A 17,582-nucleotide genomic window follows, 5' to 3' on the forward strand; every position below is an offset into this window, starting at 1 on the left:
GGAGCACTGCTCTCGTCCCTCCGGACGGAAGCGAAACAGTCCGCCGGAGGAGCTCGCAAGCATGACGCCGCCGCAATACCGCCAGGTGCCCGCCCAGGTCGACCTGCCCGCGCTCGAGCACGCGGTGCTCGACTTCTGGCAGGACAACAAGATCTTCGCCAAGACCCTGGAGCAGTCCGAGGGACGCCCCGAGTGGGTGTTCTACGAGGGCCCGCCCACCGCCAACGGCATGCCCGGCGCCCACCACATCGAGGCCCGCGTCTTCAAGGACGTGTTCCCCCGCTTCCGCACCATGCGCGGCTACCACGTGGCCCGCAAGGCCGGCTGGGACTGCCACGGCCTGCCGGTCGAGCTCGCCGTCGAGAAGGAGCTCGGCTTCGCCGGCAAGAAGGACATCGAGGCGTACGGCATCGCCGAGTTCAACGCCAAGTGCCGCGAGTCCGTGACCCGCCACACCGACGCCTTCGCCGAGCTCACCACCCGGATGGGCTACTGGGTCGACCTCGACGACGCGTACCGCACCATGGACCCCTCGTACATCGAGTCGGTCTGGTGGTCGCTGAAGCAGATCTTCGACAAGGACCTGCTGGTCCAGGACCACCGCGTCGCCCCCTGGTGCCCCCGCTGCGGCACGGGCCTCTCCGACCACGAGCTGGCCCAGGGCTACGAGACGGTCGTCGACCCCTCGGTCTTCGTGCGCTTCCCGCTGACCTCCGGCCCGCTGGCCGGCAAGGCCGCCCTGCTGGTCTGGACGACGACCCCGTGGACCCTGGTGTCCAACACGGCCGTCGCCGCCCACCCCGAGGTGACCTACGTGGTCGCCACCGACGGCGACGAGCGGCTGGTCGTCGCCGAGCCGCTCCTGGACAAGGCCCTCGGCGAGGGCTGGGTGACCACCGGCGAGTCCTTCACCGGCGCCGAGATGGAGCGCTGGACCTACCAGCGCCCCTTCGAGCTGATCGAGTTCCCGGCCGAGGCCCACTACGTGGTCAACGCCGAGTACGTGACGACCGAGGACGGCACGGGTCTGGTCCACCAGTCCCCCGCCTTCGGTGAGGACGACCTCAAGGTCTGCCGCGCCTACGGCCTGCCGGTCGTCAACCCGGTCCGCCCCGACGGCACCTTCGAGGAGGACGTGCCGCTGGTCGGCGGCGTCTTCTTCAAGAAGGCCGACGAGCAGCTGACCGCCGACCTGGACGCGCGCGGCCTGCTCTACCGGCACATCCCGTACGAGCACAGCTACCCGCACTGCTGGCGCTGCCACACGGCCCTGCTCTACTACGCGCAGCCGTCCTGGTACATCCGTACGACCGCCGTGAAGGACCGCCTTCTCGAAGAGAACGAGAAGACGAACTGGTTCCCGGACTCGGTCAAGCACGGGCGCTTCGGCGACTGGCTGAACAACAACATCGACTGGGCGCTCTCCCGCAACCGCTACTGGGGCACCCCGCTGCCGATCTGGCGCTGCGAGGACTCCCACCTGACCTGCGTGGGCTCGCGCGCGGAGCTCTCCGAGCTGACCGGCACCGACCAGTCGGAGCTCGACCCGCACCGCCCGTACATCGACGCGGTGACCTTCACCTGCCCCGCCGAGGGCTGCTCGCACGAGGCCGTCCGCGTGCCGGAGGTCATCGACGCCTGGTACGACTCGGGCTCGATGCCGTTCGCGCAGTACGGCTACCCGTACCAGAACAAGGAGCTGTTCGAGAGCCGCTACCCGGCGCAGTTCATCTCCGAGGCGATCGACCAGACCCGCGGCTGGTTCTACACGCTGATGGCCGTCGGCACCCTGGTCTTCGACAAGTCCTCGTACGAGAACGTGGTCTGCCTGGGCCACATCCTCGCCGAGGACGGCCGCAAGATGTCCAAGCACCTCGGCAACATCCTGCAGCCCATCCCGCTGATGGACCAGCACGGCGCCGACGCGGTGCGCTGGTTCATGGCGGCCGGCGGCTCGCCCTGGGCGGCCCGCCGGGTCGGCCACGGCACGATCCAGGAGGTCGTCCGCAAGACGCTCCTGACGTACTGGAACACGGTCGCCTTCCAGGCCCTGTACGCCCGCACCTCGGGCTGGGCCCCCTCGGCCGCCGACCCGACGCCGGCCGACCGCACGGTCCTCGACAAGTGGCTGCTCTCCGAGCTGAACACACTGGTCGTCTCGGTCACCGAGGCGATGGAGGCGTACGACACCCAGCGGGCCGGCAAGCTGCTCTCGGCCTTCGTCGACGACCTGTCCAACTGGTACGTGCGCCGCTCGCGCCGCCGCTTCTGGCAGGGCGACAAGGCGGCGCTGCGCACCCTGCACGAGGTGGTCGAGACGGTCACCCGTCTGATGGCCCCGCTGACCCCCTTCATCACGGAGCGGGTCTGGCAGGACCTGGTCGTCCCGGTCTCCCCGGACGCCCCGGACTCCGTCCACCTGGCCACCTGGCCGGAGGCGGACACCGCGCTCGTCGACGAGGTGCTGTCCGAGCAGATGCTGCTGGTCCGCCGCCTGGTCGAGCTGGGCCGCGCGACGCGCGCCGAGTCGGGCGTGAAGACCCGTCAGCCGCTCTCGCGCGCGCTGGTCGCGGCGAACGGCTTCGCGGCCCTGTCGCCGGAGCTCCAGGCCCAGATCACGGAGGAGCTGAACGTCTCCTCGCTCGCCTCCCTCTCGGAGGTCGGCGGCAGCCTGGTGGACACCACCGCCAAGGCGAACTTCCGGGCGCTCGGCAAGCGTTTCGGCAAGGGCGTCCAGGACGTGGCGAAGGCGGTGGCCGCGGCCGACGCGGCGGCCCTGTCGCTGGCGCTGCGCGGCGGCGAGGCCGTCGTCACCGTCAACGGCGAGGAGGTGACGCTCACTCCGGACGAGGTCATCATCACGGAGACCCCGCGCGAGGGCTGGTCGGTGGCCTCCGACTCCGGTGCGACGGTCGCCCTCGACCTGGAGATCACCCCGGAGCTGCGCAAGGCGGGCCTGGCCCGTGACGCGATCCGCCTGATCCAGGAGGCCCGCAAGAACAGCGGCCTGGACGTGGCGGACCGGATCGCGCTGCGCTGGACCTCCGCCTCCCCGGAGACGGTGGAGGCGCTGACGGCCCACGCCGGCCTGATCGCCGACGAGGTCCTGGCCACGGACCACGCGGAGGGCGCCGCCGACGACTCGTACGGCACCCCGTTCGAGGACGAGGGCCTGGCCCTCACCTTCCGCCTCCGCAAGGCGTAACCCGCACGGCGAAGGGCCCGGCACCGACCTCGGTGCCGGGCCCTTCGGCGTACCGCCCGGGATGCCGGTGCCCCCCGGTCGAACGCCGCCGCACGCCGCCGCACGCAAAAGGGCCGGGCCCTGGGTGGATACCCAGGGCCCGGCCCTTACGACTGCCGCCGACGGCTACGCGCTCAGCGCGCGGACGTGCGGCGCCGTCAGTTGTCGTCCTCGTCGATCAGGAAACCGCGCATCGGCGCCGGCGCCTGCTGCATCGGCTGCGGAGCCTGCGGACGGACCGGAGCCATCGGCTGGGTCATCGCCGGGGACATCTGCTGCTGACCGCCGTACGACGGGGCGCCGCCCATCGGGCCGTTGCCGCCGAAGGACGGGGCGGGGGCACCCGCCGAGGCCATCGAGGGGGACGGCGGCAGGGACGCGGTCGCGGGAGTGCGCGCCGGGGCCAGCGAGTCGTCGGCCTGGGTCTCCAGCTGACGCAGCTGCGACTCCAGGTACGACTTCAGGCGGGTCCGGTACTCACGCTCGAAGCCCCGCAGGTCCTCGACCTTGCGCTCGAGGGTCGCGCGGGCGGACTCCAGGGAGCCCATCGCGACGCGGTGCTTCTCCTGCGCGTCCCGCTCCAGGGCGTCGGCCTTGGCGCGGGCGTCCCGCTCCAGGCCCTCGGCGCGCGAACGCGCCTCGCCGACGATCTTGTTGGCCTCGGAACGGGCCTCCGCGATCGCCTGGTCGGCGGTCTGCTGGGCCAGCGAGAGGACACGCGCGGCGCTGTCGCCGCCCGGGCCCTGGGCCGGCTGCATGGGCTGCATCTGCTGCTGCTGCGGGTGACCCATGGGGCCGCCCTGCATCGGACCGCCCTGCATCGGGCCGGGACCCATCGGGCCGCCCTGCATCCCACCGGGGCCCATCGGGCCGCCCTGCATCGGACCGCCCTGCATGGGGCCACCCTGCATCGGGCCGCCCTGCATCGGGCCGGCGGGAAGCGCGGGGGCACCGGACGGCAGCTGCGGCGGGCCCATCTGCGGGGGCTGCTGCTGAGCCGGCGGTCCGGATATGGCGGCGGGCACGGGGGCGCCGGGACCGACGGGACGGTCCTGCTGCTCCGGGGGCTTGCGCATGCTCTGCTGCTGCTGGTTCTGCGCGGCGGCACGGGTCGCGGCGGCCAGCTTGGCGCGCAGGTCCTCGTTCTCGCGGAGCAGACGGGTCAGTTCGCCTTCGACCTCGTCGAGGAAGGCATCGACCTCGTCCTCGTCATAGCCTTCTCGAAGTCGGACGGTCGTGAACTGCTTGTTCCGCACGTCCTCAGGGGTCAGCGGCATCTCTTCTTCACCTCTACGTAGTCGTCGGCAGTCGGCAAGACCGTATCGTCCACATTTCCCTCCACCATCACCTCGCGAAGCTGCTCACGACGGAGATCAGGATGTAGACGATGATCATCAGAACGAAGAAGGACAGGTCGAGTGCCACGCCCCCGAGACGCAGCGGCGGGATGAGCCGCCGCAGAAGCTTGAGCGGTGGATCGGTGACAGTGTAGGTGGCCTCCAGAACGACCACCATCGCCTTACCGGGTTGCCATGAACGGGCGAACTGGAAGACGTAGTCCATGACCAGCCGGAAGATCAGGAGGACTAGGAAGCACATCAGCGCGATGTAGACCACCTGTAGTGCGACGCCCATCCCGCGCTTCCCTCTCCCCTGGATCTCGCTTGTCCGGCCTTGCGGCCGGGTCGTTCTCGGTCTCGTGTTCTCAGCTCTGGTTGAAGAATCCGCCCTCTGCGATACGGGCCTTGTCCTCCGCCGTGACATCGACGTTAGCAGGCGACAACAGGAACACCTTCTGCGTCACGCGCTCAATGCTGCCATGGAGCCCGAAGACGAGTCCGGCGGCAAAGTCGACAAGTCGCTTCGCGTCGGTGTCGTCCATCTCCGTGAGATTCATGATCACCGGGGTGCCCTCGCGGAAGTGTTCCCCGATGGTACGGGCCTCGTTGTAGGTCCGCGGGTGGAGCGTGGTGATGCGGTAGGGCTCCCGCTCGGACACGACCTTGGGCATGATCACCGGCGCGTTCTTCTCCAGGCTCGGGCGTTCGGGTGTGATGGATGCCACGGGGGCAATTCGGGCCGGACGCCCGCTCTCGGCGGGTACCGGGACAGAATGGGACACCGGCTCACGGGGCGCGGGGGGCGCTACCACGCGTACCGGCTCCTCCCGTTCCACCTGGCGCGGGGGCTGGTGATGGCGCCGGTCACGCTCGGGCTCGGGCTCCAGCTCGGGTTCGAAGTCGTCGTCGGGGTCGAAGCCCCGGCCGTCGTAACCATCGTCCTCCACGAGGCCGAGGTAGACCGCCATCTTGCGCATCGCGCCGGCCATGCTCTGCATCCTCCGCTCTGTGGTGGATCGCCCTTACCGAATGTCGCAGTGTCACCAAGTGCCCGCGATCCACGAGGTCCCCCCGCCTCCCTGGCGGAATGACCATATTTTCTGCTGTGGTCCGACCTGCTTCGCGACGTTACCCGAGCTTCGGGCGGACTCCGAGTACCGCCGTACCGATGCGCACGTGTGTCGCTCCGGCCGCCACGGCCTCCTCGAGGTCCGCACTCATCCCTGCTGACACCATGTTCGCAGCCGGACGGGTCGCGCGCAGGACAGTCGACAAATCCATCAGCCGGTCGAAGGCGGCCCGTTGCCCTCCCGCGAACGGGCCGGAGAGCGGGGCGACGGTCATCAGTCCGTCGAGCCGCAGTCCGGGCGCAGCGTCCACCGCGGCGGCCAACTCCTCGATCCCGTCGGGGGCCACCCCGCCCCGGTCGCCCCGGGCGCCGGACTCGGCGTCGAGCGCGACCTGGAGGAGACAGCCGAGTTCGCGCTCCGCCTTCTCCGCCGCGGCGGAGAGGGAGGAGACCAGCTTCAAGCGGTCGACGGACTGCACCACATCGGCATAACCCACCACGGAACGGACCTTGTTGGTCTGAAGCTGGCCCACGAAGTGCCAGTTCAGGTCGAGGTCCGCACAGGCCGCGGCCTTGGGGGCGGCGTCCTGGTCGCGGTTCTCGGCGACATGACGCACCCCGAGTCCGTGCAGGATCCGCACGTCGCTCGCGGGGTAGGTCTTGGTGACCACGATGAGGGTCACCTCCTCCCGCGCCCGGCCGGCGGCGGCGCAGGCGGCGGCGATGCGCTCCTCCACCCGGGCCAGATTCGCTGCGAGTTCCGCCGTTCGGTCCGTCATGTCTCTTCCCGGTTCAGCCAGACATATCCCGCGAGTCGCCCGGTGGTCCGGTCGCGGCGGTACGAGTAGTGGTCCCGGGACTCCAGGGTGCAGACCCCGCTCGCCAGCACGTCGGTGACGCCCAGTCGGGCGAGCTGGGCGAGCACGCCCGCGGTGACGTCGACGGCGGGGGTTCCCCAGGAGGTCTCGGCGTGTGCGGCCGGTTCGACGGCGGCGACCTCGGCGCGCATCGCCTCGGGCACCTCGTAGCAACGCCCGCAGACGGCGGGGCCGGTGCGGGCGACGATCCGCTCGGGGCGGGCCCCGAGTGCGGTCATCCGGGCCACGGTGGCCGGGACGACCCCGGCGACCATCCCGGGCCGCCCGGCGTGGGCGGCGGCGACGACCCCGGCGACGGGGTCGGCGAGGAGGACCGGCACGCAGTCCGCGGTGAGCACCGCGAGGGCGAGTCCGGGCCGGTCGGTGACGAGCGCGTCGACCGAGGGGACGGGGTCCGCCCCCCAGGGGCCGTCCACCACGGCGACGTCGGCGCCGTGGACCTGGTTCATCCAGACCACCCGGGCCGGGTCGAGACCCAGCCCGGTCGCGGCCCGTTCCCGGTTCGCGAGGACGGCCGCGGGATCGTCGCCGACGGCTCCGCCGAGGTTGAGCTCCTCGTACGGAACGGCGCTCACCCCGCCCCACCGGTCGGTGAAGGCGAAGTGGGCGCCGCTCGTGTCGTGACGCTGCCCTATCACTTCAAGAAGTCCGGGACATCCAGCTCTTCGGCCTGGCTGTCCGGGTACGGGCGGGCCGGCGGGACCACCGGCGAGGTGAGGGGCGGCAGCGGGGTCTCGCTGACGGCCGGCATCGGCTCGACCGGGGCCACCGGCTCCTCGCGCGGGGCCACCGTGCCCAGACCGCCCAGCGGGCGGGAGGTCTCGGCGATGCGGGGGGCCGGGGCCGGCTCCTCGCGCTTGGCGGAGGACGAACCGATGATGTTGTCCCGGCGGGCCGGCGGCTGGCCGCCGTCGAAGCCGGCGGCGATGACGGTGACCCGCACCTCGTCGCCGAGGGCGTCGTCGATGACGGCGCCGAAGATGATGTTCGCCTCGGGGTGGGCGGCCTCGCTCACCAGCTGGGCGGCCTCGTTGATCTCGAAGAGACCGAGGTCGCTGCCACCGGAGATGGAGAGCAGCACACCACGGGCCCCGTCGATGGAGGCCTCCAGGAGCGGCGAGGAGATCGCCATCTCGGCGGCGGCCACGGCGCGGTCGTCGCCGCGGGCGGAGCCGATGCCCATGAGGGCGGAACCCGCCTCGGACATGACCGACTTGACGTCGGCGAAGTCGAGGTTGATCAGACCCGGGGTGGTGATGAGGTCGGTGATGCCCTGGACACCGCTCAGCAGCACCTGGTCGGCCGACTTGAAGGCGTCGAGCACGGAGACCTGACGGTCCGAGATCGACAGCAGTCGGTCGTTCGGGATGACGATGAGGGTGTCGACCTCTTCGCGGAGCTCGGCGATGCCGTCCTCCGCCTGGTTGGCACGCCGGCGTCCCTCGAACGTGAACGGGCGGGTGACCACACCGATCGTCAGGGCGCCGAGCGAGCGCGCGATGTTGGCGACGACGGGTGCGCCGCCGGTGCCGGTGCCGCCGCCTTCTCCGGCGGTCACGAAGACCATGTCGGCCCCCTTGAGGACCTCCTCGATCTCCTCACGGTGGTCCTCTGCCGCCTTGCGGCCGACGGCCGGGTTGGCCCCGGCCCCGAGGCCGCGGGTCAGTTCACGGCCGACGTCCAGCTTGACGTCGGCGTCGCTCATCAACAACGCCTGTGCGTCGGTGTTGATGGCGATGAACTCGACGCCCTTGAGACCGACCTCGATCATTCGGTTGATGGCATTGACACCACCGCCGCCGACACCGATGACCTTGATGACTGCGAGGTAGTTCTGCGGTGCTGCCACGTCGAAGGCCTCTCGCCTCGAGTTACGTGTCGCCGCTTCGCGGTGGTTAGCGCGCCGCGACGACGGATGCCGATTGGGACGGTCCGAAACGCCGACCCAAACCCTAACGTTGAAGTTTAGGGTTACCAGTGTCTCTGTTCGCTGGACTCTTCCGAACAGGACACTAAGTCGACAAGTGGCGCACGTTCAACGAACACGCCGAACCTCCCGTTTTTCTTTTCACCCTATGTGATCACCCGTAGCGCTGGCCAACCAGGGTGCTGGCCAGGGCTGATGAGCGTCAACTTCCCGATGAAGCGGGCGCCGTGGGGGCACTTACATCGAAGTGTCCCGCTTTGGGAGTGGCCTTCATCAGCGCGGTGAGGACCCGGGCCTTGACGGCCCCGTCCTCACCACTGCCCCAGAAGACCGTGCGTCCCCTGCCGAGCTCCAGGGTGATGGAGTCGTACGACGTGATCCGGACGACACGGGCGTCCCGGGCGATTTTCTCCGGGAGTTCGCCCGTCACGCCTACCGCCTCGCCGAGGAGCCGGTCCTCGTCGAAGCGGCGCAGGCTCGGCGAGGCGGCCACGTCGAGGACCAGTCGGGGGACGCCGGCGGGCGCCTTGGACACGGTGGCGAACCGCACACCACCGGCGTCCACTTCGGTGAACTTTCCGCCCTTTTCCATCAGAAGGACGGGCTTCCGTTCCGTCACTTTCAGACCGATTCCGTGCGGCCAGGACCGCACGACGTCCACGGTGTCGATCCGGGGCAGCCGTTCGCGCAGCCGCGCCTCGATGGAGTCGGTGTCGACCGAGACCATCGGCGCGCCGACGGGAACGGCCGCGACGCGCTCCACCTCGTCCGGGGTGAGCACCTCCGTACCGGAGACGCCCACCCGCTCCACGCGGAACCAGTTCGAGCCGTAGAGCGCCCAGACGCCGCCGCCCACGAGGACGAGGGCCCCGAAGGAGACCAGGAGGACCCGTGGGCCGGGCACCCGGAACCTCCGGGCGCCCGGTCGGGGCGAGGCCCCGGGCGAGCCCTTGGACCTGCCGCTCGGGCTCTTCCGGTCGGTCGCGGGTCCGGCTGCCACAGGGCGTCTCCCTTTCCGCCGCCGCTACGCCTGACGGCGGGCGGCGATCGCCTCGTACACCATGCCGACGAGGAGGTCGTCGGCGTCCCGGCGGCCGAACTCGGAGGCGGCGCGGGACATCTCGTACAGCCGGTGCGGATCGGCCAGTACGGGCAGGACGTTGCCCTGGACCCACTGCGGCGACAGCTCCGCGTCGTCGACGAGGAGTCCACCGCCGGCCTTGACCACCGGCTGGGCGTTCAGCCGCTGTTCGCCGTTGCCGATGGGCAGCGGGACGTAGGCGGCCGGCAGTCCGACGGCGGAGAGCTCGGCGACGGTCATCGCGCCCGCGCGGCAGAGCATCATGTCGGCGGCGGCGTACGCGAGGTCCATCCGGTCCACGTACGGTACCGGCACGTACGGCGGCATTCCGGGCATGTTGTCGACACGCGGCAGCTCGTTCTTCGGGCCGACCGCGTGCAGGATCTGGATGCCGGAGCGCTGGAGCACCGGCGCGATCTGCTGGACGACCTCGTTGAGCCGCCGGGCGCCCTGGGAGCCGCCGGAGACCAGCAGGGTCGGCAGGTTCGGGTCGAGCCCGAAGGCGGCGCGCGCCTCGGGGCGGACCCGGGCCCGGTCGAGGGTCGCGATGGTGTGCCGCAGCGGGATGCCGATGTAACGGGCGTTGCGCAGCTTGGAGTCCGGGGTGGCCACGCCGACCCCGGCCGCGTAGCGCGAGCCGATCTTGTTGGCCAGGCCGGGCCGGGCGTTGGCCTCGTGGACCACGATCGGCACACCGAGCCGCTTGGCGGCCAGATAGCCGGGCAGCGCCACGTAGCCGCCGAAGCCGACCACGCAGTCCGCCTTGGTGCGCTCCAGGACCTGCTCGGCCGCCTTGATGGTGCCGCGCAGCCGTCCGGGGACGGTGATCAGCTCAGGGGTGGGCTTGCGGGGCAGCGGCACGGCGGGGATGAGCGCCAGCTCGTAGCCCCGTTCGGGGACCAGCCGGGTCTCCAGGCCCTTCTCCGTGCCCAGCGCCGTGATCCCCACGGAGGGGTCCTGCCTGCGCAGGGCGTCCGCGAGTGCGAGCGCGGGCTCGATGTGGCCGGCTGTACCTCCGCCGGCGAGGACGACATGCACCGAAATTCACCGCTCTCCGGACGGACGCTTCTTGACGCGCCGTCGCATCGACTTCCATCTCCCCCCGGCCCGCTTGCCCCAGCCGGGGCGGCGCATGGCCAGGGCCGCTTTCGCGGCGGGTTCCTGTCGCGCGAAGGCGATCAGGAGCCCGACGGCGAACATGGTCGGCAGCAGGGCGGACCCTCCGTAGGAGAACAGCGGGAGCGGGACTCCGGCGATCGGCAGCAGGCCGAGCACCGCACCGATGTTGACCACGGCCTGCGCCGTGATCCAGGTGGTCACGCCTCCCGCGGCAAACCTCACGAAGGGGTCCTCCGTGCGTCCGGCCACGCGGATACCCGCATAGCCTAGGGCCGCGAAGAGGGCCAGCACCGACAGCGTCCCCGCCAGACCCAGTTCCTCACCGGTGACGGCGAAGATGAAGTCGGTGTGCGCTTCCGGGAGTTGGCCCCATTTTTCCACACTTGCCCCGAGACCGGAACCGAACCATCCGCCCGAGGCCAGCGCGTAGATCCCGTGCGCGGCCTGGAGGCACGGGGCGCCCTCCCCGCCGGGATCGGTGGCACCGATGCAGGCGAAGCGCTTCAGCCGGTTGTCACTGGTCTTGATCAGCAGGAACCCGATGGCTCCGGCCACCGAGAGCACGCCGACGAAGAGCCGGGTGGGGGCGCCGGCGGTCCACAGCAGTCCGAAGAGGATCGCCGAGAGAATGATCGCCGTGCCCATGTCACCGCCCAGCATGATGAGCCCGAGCAGCAGAAACGTTCCGGGAACCAGCGGGACCAGCATGTGCTTCCACTGGGTGAGCAACTTCATGTCCTGCTTGCGGGCGAGCAGGTCGGCCCCCCACAGGATCAACGCCAGCTTGCCGAACTCGCTGGGCTGGAGCATGAACGGTCCGCCCAGTGAGATCCAGTTCTGGTTGCCGCCGACCGCCACCCCTATCCCGGGCACCTGGACGAGCACCATCAGGAAGATCGCCCCGACCAGGATCGGGTAGGCCAGCGCCCGGTGCAGCTTCACCGGCATCCGGGAGGCCACGAGCAGCAGCCCCGCCCCGAGCAGCGCCGCGAAGAACTGCTTGCGGAAGAAGTACGAGGGCACCAGGTCGTAGCGCAGCGCCGTGATCATCGAGGCCGAGTAGACCATCACCAGGCCCAGCGCGGTGATGAGCAGCCCGGCGCCGACGATGACGTAGTACGCGGTGAGCGGCCGGTCCCAGGTCCTGCGGGCCCGCTCGTGGATCCCGCGAAGCCCGCCCCGGCGTCGCTTCCTCGGCGCCGCCGGGGCGCGCCCCGCGCCGCGTACGGCGGACGGGTCGCGTGTCCCTGCGGTTCGGCTCGGCATGATCGCCGTCCCCTCCAGTCGTGCCCGGCCCGGCCGGACCTCCTTGCTGGTCAGGTCAGGCGCGCCCGGTCGCCGCGAGACTGCGGACGGCGTCCGCGAAGGCCTCGCCGCGCTTGTTGTAGTTGGTGAACATGTCCATCGAGGCACAGGCCGGGGCCAGCAGGACCGTGTCCCCCGGCCGGGCGAGCGAGGCCGCCTCCTGGACCGCCGCGGACATCGCCCCAGTGTCGGTCCGGTCGAGGTCCACCACCGGGACCTCGGGGGCGTGTCGGGCCAGCGCTTCGCGGATCAGCGCGCGGTCCCGGCCGATCAGCACCACCCCGCGCAGCCGCTGCGCCGCGTTGCGGACCAGCTCGTCGAACGCGGCGCCCTTGGCCAGGCCGCCGGCGATCCAGACGATCGGGTCGTAGGACGCCAACGAGGCTTCGGCGGCGTGGGTGTTGGTCGCCTTGGAGTCGTCGACGTAGACCACGCCCTCGATCTCCTCGACCAGTTCGATGCGGTGCGGGTCGGGCCGGAAGGCCCGCAGCCCGTCCCGTACGGCCTGCGGCTCGACGCCGAAGGCGCGGGCCAGGGCGGCCGCGGCGAGGGCGTTGGCGATGTTGTGCGGGGCCGGCGGCCGGATGTCCGCGACCTGCGCCAGCTCCTGGGCGTTCTTCTGCCGGTTCTCGACGAAGGCCCGGTCGACCAGGATGTCCTCGACGATGCCGAGCTGCGAGGGGCCGGGGGTGCCGAGGGTGAAGCCGATCGCCCGGCAGCCCTCCTCGACGTCGGCCTCGCGCACCAGGTCCTCGGTCGCCTTGTCGGCCACGTTGTAGACGCAGGCGACCTGGTTGCCCTCGTAGATCCGGCCCTTGTCGGCGGCGTACGCCTCCATGGAGCCGTGCCAGTCGAGGTGGTCGGGCGCCAGGTTGAGCACGGCGCCCGAGTGGGCGCGCAGCGAGGGCGCCCAGTGCAGCTGGTAGCTGGAGAGCTCCACGGCGAGCACGTCGTACTCCTCGTCGCCGAGGACGGCGTCGAGGAGGGAGACGCCGATGTTGCCGACGGCCGCGGTCCGCAGGCCGGCCGCCTCCAGGATGGAGGCGAGCATCCGCACGGTCGTGGTCTTGCCGTTGGTGCCGGTGACCGCGAGCCACGGTGCCGCGCCGGGGCCGCGCAGCCGCCAGGCCAGCTCGACGTCGCCCCAGATCTCCACGCCCGCCTCGGCGGCGGCCAGGAACAGCGGCTTGTCGGGCTGCCAGCCCGGGGCGGTGACGATCAGTTCGGTGCCGGGCGGCAGGGTCGCCCCGTCGCCGAGGCGGACGGTGACGCCCTCCGCCTCCAGCTCCGCGGCCTGCGCCCGGGAGCGCTCGTCGTCGCCGTCGTTGACGACCGTGACGACCGCGCCCAGGCCGTGCAGGGCGCGGGCGGCGGGGATGCCGCTCACGCCGAGCCCGGCGACGGTGACGTGCTTGCCCTGCCAGTCCGGCTCGCTCACTTCTCTGCTGCCCATCCCGCGTAGAAGAGGCCCAGGCCCACGATCACGCACATGCCCTGGATGATCCAGAACCGGACGACGACCAGGACTTCCGACCACCCCTTGAGTTCGAAGTGGTGTTGGAGCGGTGCCATCCGGAAGACGCGCTTGCCGGTCATCTTGAACGAGCCGACCTGGATGACCACGGACATCGTGATCATCACGAAGAGGCCGCCGAGGAGGGCCAGCAGCAGCTCCGTACGGGAGCAGATGGCGAGACCGGCCAGCGCGCCGCCGAGGGCCAGCGAGCCGGTGTCGCCCATGAAGATCTTGGCGGGCGAGGTGTTCCACCACAGGAAGCCGAAGCAGGCGCCCATCAGTGCCGCGGCGACGACCGCGAGGTCGAGCGGATCGCGGACCTCGAAGCAGGCGTTCGGGTTGGTCAGCGTCATCGCGTTGGCGCAGGACTCCTGGAACTGCCAGAGCCCGATGAAGGTGTACGCGCCGAAGACCATCACCGACGCGCCGGTGGCCAGGCCGTCCAGACCGTCCGTCAGGTTCACGCCGTTGGACATGGCCAGGATCATGAAGAGCGCCCAGACCACGAACAGCACCGGGCCGATGGACCAGCCGAAGTCCGTGATGAAGGAGAGCCGCTCGGAGGCCGGGGTGTTGCCGCGCAGGTCCGCGAACTGCAGCGAGAGCACGGCGAAGGCGATGCCGACGATGAGCTGGCCGGCCATCTTCGCCTTGGCCCGCAGGCCCAGCGAACGCTGCTTGACGATCTTGATGTAGTCGTCGAGGAAGCCGACCAGACCCATTCCGGCCATCAGGAACAGCACCAGGACGCCCGAGTACGTCGGGTCCTCGCCGGTGATGACCTTGGTCAGGGCGTACGCGATGAGGGTGGCCAGGATGAAGGAGATGCCGCCCATGGTGGGCGTGCCCTTCTTCCCGGCGTGGCCGCGCGGGCCGTCGTCGCGGATGAACTGCCCGTATCCCTTGCGGGCGAGCAGCTTGATGAGCAGCGGGGTGCCGATCAGGGTCAGGAAGAGGCCGATGGCCCCCGCGAAGAGGATCTGCCTCATCGGCCGGCGACCTCGCCCTCGGCCGTGTCGAGCAGTGCCAGGGCGACCCGCTCCAGACCCACCGACCTGGACGCCTTCACCAGGACGATGTCCCCCGGTCGCAGCTCACTGCGCAACAGGTCGACCGCCGCCTGCGCGTCGGACACGTGCACCGACTCCTCACCCCACGAACCCTCGTTATAGGCGCCCAGTTGCAGCCAGGACGCTTCCCTGTCCCCGACCGCCACGAGCTTGCTGACGTTGAGCCGGACGGCGAGCCGTCCGACCGCGTCGTGCTCGGCGAGCGACTCGTCCCCGAGCTCGGCCATCTTGCCGAGCACCGCCCACGTACGGGAGCCCCTGGCCTGTGCGGGCCTGCCCATGGCCGCGAGCGCGCGCAGGGCGGCTCGCATGGACTCGGGGTTCGCGTTGTAGGCGTCGTTGACGATCGTCACGCCGTCCGGACGCTCGGTGACCTCCATGCGCCAGCGGGACAGGGTGCCTGCCTCGGAGAGCGCGGTGGCGATCTCCTCGACGGGCATGCCGACCTCATGGGCGACGGCGGCCGCGGCGAGCGCGTTCGACACGTGGTGCTCACCGTACAGGCGCAAGGTCACGTCGCTGCACCCGGTGGGTGTGTGAAGCCTGAAAGAGGGCTGTCCGTTCTCTGTGAGCCGGACATTCTCGGCGCGTACGGCCGCGTCCTCGGCCTCGCCGAAGAGGACGACGCGCGCCGTGGTGCGGCTCGCCATGGCCCGTACGAGGGGGTCGTCGGCGTTGAGGACGGCCACGCCGCCGTCGGCCGCGGCCGGCAGCGACTCGACCAGCTCGCCCTTGGCCACGGCGATCTGCTCGCGGCCGCCGAACTCGCCGATGTGCGCGGTGCCCACATTGAGGACCAGGCCGATCCGCGGCGGGGTGAGGCCGGTGAGGTAGCGGATGTGGCCGATTCCGCGCGCCCCCATCTCCAGGACGAGGTGCCGGGTGGCGGCGTCGGCCCGCAGCGCGGTCAGCGGCAGGCCGATCTCGTTGTTGAGGGAGCCGGGCGTCCACACGGTCGGCGCGTGACGCTCCAGGACCTGGGCGATCAGGTCCTTGGTGGAGGTCTTGCCGGCCGAGCCGGTGAGCGCGACGACATCGGTGCCGAGGCGGTCGACGACCGACCGGGCCAGCGCCCCGAGCGCGGCCTGCACGTCGGCCACGACGATCGAGGGCACGCCGACGGGGCGGGCGGCGAGCACCGCCGCCGCACCCGCCTGGACGGCGCGCTCCGCGTAGGCGTGGCCGTCGACGTGCTCACCGGCGAAGGCGGCGAAGAGGCTGCCGGGCTTCACCTCGCGGGAGTCGATGACGACGGGGCCGGTGACCTGGAGGGCCGGATCCGGTATGTCGTGCGGCTGCCCGCCGACGATTTCGGCGATCTCGGCGAGGGAGAGGGCGATCACTGCTTCATCCCTGACTGTTCTCGTGACGGTGTGCGTCCTGCGTGTCCTGTGCCTGCGGTGCGTCCTGCGTGTCCTGTGCCTGCGGTGCGTCCTGCTCGTCGCCGACGGCCGGTCGGGCGCCGCGGGCCAGGACGGCCTCGCGCAGCACCTGGCGGTCGTCGAAGGGGCGGACCACTCCGGCGGCCTCCTGGCCCTGCTCGTGGCCCTTGCCCGCGACCAGGACGGTGTCGCCGGGCCGGGCCCGGGCGACGGCCGCCGCGATGGCGGCGGCCCGGTCGGCGTTCACCAGGACCTCGCCGCGCTCGGCGGCGGGGACCTCGGCGGCACCCGCGAGCATCGCGGTGAGGATCGCGAGCGGGTCCTCGGAGCGCGGGTTGTCGGAGGTGAGCACGGCGGTGTCGGCGAGCCGGGCCGCCGCGGCGCCCATCGGGCCGCGCTTGGTGGTGTCGCGGTCGCCGCCGCAGCCGATGACGACGTGCAGCCTGCCGCGGGTCACCTCGCGCAGCGAGCGGAGCACCGATTCGACGGCGTCCGTCTTGTGCGCGTAGTCGACGACCGCGAGGTACGGCTGGCCGGCGTCGATCCGCTCCAGGCGGCCCGGGACGCCGGGGACGGCGGCGACGCCGTCGGCGGCGGTCTGCGGGTCGAGCCCGGCGGCGGCGAGGGTGGCGATCGCGGCGAGGGTGTTCGCGACGTTGAAGGGGCCGGGCAGCGGCGCGGTGGCCGAGATCCGCTGTCCGTCCGGGCCGAGGACGGTGAAGGTGGAGTCTGCGGGGCCGGTGACGACGTCCACGGCGCGCCAGTCGGCGTCCGGGTCGCCGGTGGCGGAGAAGGAGACGACCGGGACGCCCGACTCCTTCACGAGCCGGCGGCCGTAGGCGTCGTCCAGGTTCACCACGCCGCGTCTGCTGCGCTCGGGGGTGAACAGGCGCGCCTTGGCCTGGAAGTAGTCCTCCATGTCGGAGTGGAACTCCATGTGCTCCGGGCTCAGGTTGTTGAAGACGGCGACGTCGAAGACGCAGCCGTCGACCCGGCCGAGCACGAGGGCGTGGCTGGAGACCTCCATGGCGACCGCCTCGACCCCGCGTTCGCGCATGACCGCGAAGAGGGCCTGGAGGTCGGTGGCCTCGGGGGTGGTCCGCTCGGACTTGATGCGCTCGTCGCCGATGCGCATCTCGACGGTGCCGACCAGGCCCGTCGCGCGGCCCGCGCCGCGCAGTCCGCCCTCGACGAGGTAGGCGGTGGTGGTCTTGCCGGAGGTGCCGGTGATGCCGATCTGCAGCAGGTCCGCGCCGGGGCGCCCGTAGATCTCGGCGGCGAGCTCGCCCATGCGTCCGCGCGGGTCCTCGGCGACCAGGACCGGCAGGCCGGTCGCGGCGGCGCGGTCGGCGCCGGCCGGGTCGGTCAGGATCGCGGCGGCGCCGAGTCCGGCGGCCTGGGCGACGAAGTCGGCCCCGTGCATCCGGGCGCCGGGCAGGGCCGCGTACACGTCGCCCGGACGCACCGCCCGGGAGTCGTGCGTGATGCCCGTGACCTCCGTGGCGCCGGTGTCGGCGGTCCCTTCGGCGGTCCCGGTGCCCAGCCGTGCGGCGAGCTCGCCCAGGGGTGTCGGGCGGAGCCGCTCCGGGCGGGGCGGGGTGGTTCGGTACTGATCAGCGTGTGGCACGGCGGTGAGCGTACCGGGCGCACC

At 71.4% G+C, this 17,582-nt stretch carries 14 protein-coding genes; 1 reads left to right on the plus strand and 13 read right to left on the minus strand.

Annotated features, from left to right (window positions below; genetic code table 11):
- Positions 1-61 precede the first annotated feature (61 nt).
- The gene (ileS, locus tag AB0Q96_RS06210; protein WP_365322172.1) at positions 62-3,205 is read left to right on the plus strand and encodes an isoleucine--tRNA ligase; all 3,144 of its coding nucleotides are present in this window, start codon (positions 62-64) and stop codon (positions 3,203-3,205) included.
- A gap of 197 nt (positions 3,206-3,402) precedes the next feature.
- On the opposite strand, the gene AB0Q96_RS06215 is transcribed toward ileS, so the two are convergent.
- From AB0Q96_RS06215 to AB0Q96_RS06275, 13 genes are all read right to left on the minus strand, one after another.
- Positions 3,403-4,521 (minus strand): DivIVA domain-containing protein, encoded by a 1,119-nt coding sequence (locus tag AB0Q96_RS06215; RefSeq protein WP_365322174.1) that lies wholly within the window; start codon positions 4,519-4,521, stop codon positions 3,403-3,405.
- 67 nt (positions 4,522-4,588) lie between these two features.
- Positions 4,589-4,879, minus strand: a complete 291-nt coding sequence (locus AB0Q96_RS06220) for a YggT family protein (RefSeq protein WP_361164094.1) — start codon at positions 4,877-4,879, stop codon at positions 4,589-4,591.
- A gap of 70 nt (positions 4,880-4,949) precedes the next feature.
- The gene (gene sepF / locus AB0Q96_RS06225; protein WP_365322176.1) at positions 4,950-5,573 is read right to left on the minus strand and encodes a cell division protein SepF; all 624 of its coding nucleotides are present in this window, start codon (positions 5,571-5,573) and stop codon (positions 4,950-4,952) included.
- Between the two features lie 139 nt (positions 5,574-5,712).
- Positions 5,713-6,432 (minus strand): YggS family pyridoxal phosphate-dependent enzyme, encoded by a 720-nt coding sequence (locus AB0Q96_RS06230; protein ID WP_365322178.1) that lies wholly within the window; start codon positions 6,430-6,432, stop codon positions 5,713-5,715.
- Entirely contained in the window at positions 6,429-7,169 is a 741-nt protein-coding gene (pgeF, locus tag AB0Q96_RS06235; RefSeq protein ID WP_365322180.1) for a peptidoglycan editing factor PgeF, read from the minus strand. The genes AB0Q96_RS06230 and pgeF overlap by 4 nt, the downstream gene beginning before the upstream one ends.
- Positions 7,166-8,380, minus strand: coding sequence for a cell division protein FtsZ (gene ftsZ / locus AB0Q96_RS06240; RefSeq protein ID WP_365322182.1), 1,215 nt, complete (start codon positions 8,378-8,380; stop codon positions 7,166-7,168). The genes pgeF and ftsZ overlap by 4 nt, the downstream gene beginning before the upstream one ends.
- A 280-nt stretch (positions 8,381-8,660) precedes the next feature.
- Positions 8,661-9,458 (minus strand): FtsQ-type POTRA domain-containing protein, encoded by a 798-nt coding sequence (locus AB0Q96_RS06245; protein WP_365322183.1) that lies wholly within the window; start codon positions 9,456-9,458, stop codon positions 8,661-8,663.
- 24 nt (positions 9,459-9,482) lie between these two features.
- On the minus strand, positions 9,483-10,577 hold the full coding sequence (gene murG / locus AB0Q96_RS06250) for an undecaprenyldiphospho-muramoylpentapeptide beta-N-acetylglucosaminyltransferase (RefSeq protein WP_365322185.1): 1,095 nt from the start codon (positions 10,575-10,577) through the stop codon (positions 9,483-9,485).
- Positions 10,578-10,583: 6 nt separating this feature from the next.
- A complete protein-coding gene (ftsW, locus tag AB0Q96_RS06255) occupies positions 10,584-11,924 on the minus strand; it encodes a putative lipid II flippase FtsW (RefSeq protein WP_365322186.1) in 1,341 nt (446 codons plus the stop codon).
- Positions 11,925-11,979: 55 nt separating this feature from the next.
- Positions 11,980-13,416, minus strand: a complete 1,437-nt coding sequence (gene murD / locus AB0Q96_RS06260) for a UDP-N-acetylmuramoyl-L-alanine--D-glutamate ligase (protein WP_365322187.1) — start codon at positions 13,414-13,416, stop codon at positions 11,980-11,982.
- Positions 13,398-14,468 carry a phospho-N-acetylmuramoyl-pentapeptide-transferase gene (gene mraY, locus AB0Q96_RS06265; RefSeq protein ID WP_365322189.1) on the minus strand — a complete coding sequence of 357 codons (1,071 nt, stop codon included), beginning with the start codon at positions 14,466-14,468 and terminating at the stop codon, positions 13,398-13,400. The genes murD and mraY overlap by 19 nt, the downstream gene beginning before the upstream one ends.
- On the minus strand, positions 14,465-15,892 hold the full coding sequence (gene murF / locus AB0Q96_RS06270) for a UDP-N-acetylmuramoyl-tripeptide--D-alanyl-D-alanine ligase (protein WP_365322191.1): 1,428 nt from the start codon (positions 15,890-15,892) through the stop codon (positions 14,465-14,467). The genes mraY and murF overlap by 4 nt, the downstream gene beginning before the upstream one ends.
- Positions 15,893-15,896: 4 nt before the next feature.
- A complete protein-coding gene (locus AB0Q96_RS06275) occupies positions 15,897-17,558 on the minus strand; it encodes a UDP-N-acetylmuramoyl-L-alanyl-D-glutamate--2,6-diaminopimelate ligase (protein WP_365322193.1) in 1,662 nt (553 codons plus the stop codon).
- Between the last annotated feature and the right edge of the window lie 24 nt (positions 17,559-17,582).

This window comes from Streptomyces sp. NPDC093111 (assembly GCF_040683955.1).
Classification (GTDB): Bacteria; Actinomycetota; Actinomycetes; order Streptomycetales; family Streptomycetaceae; genus Streptomyces.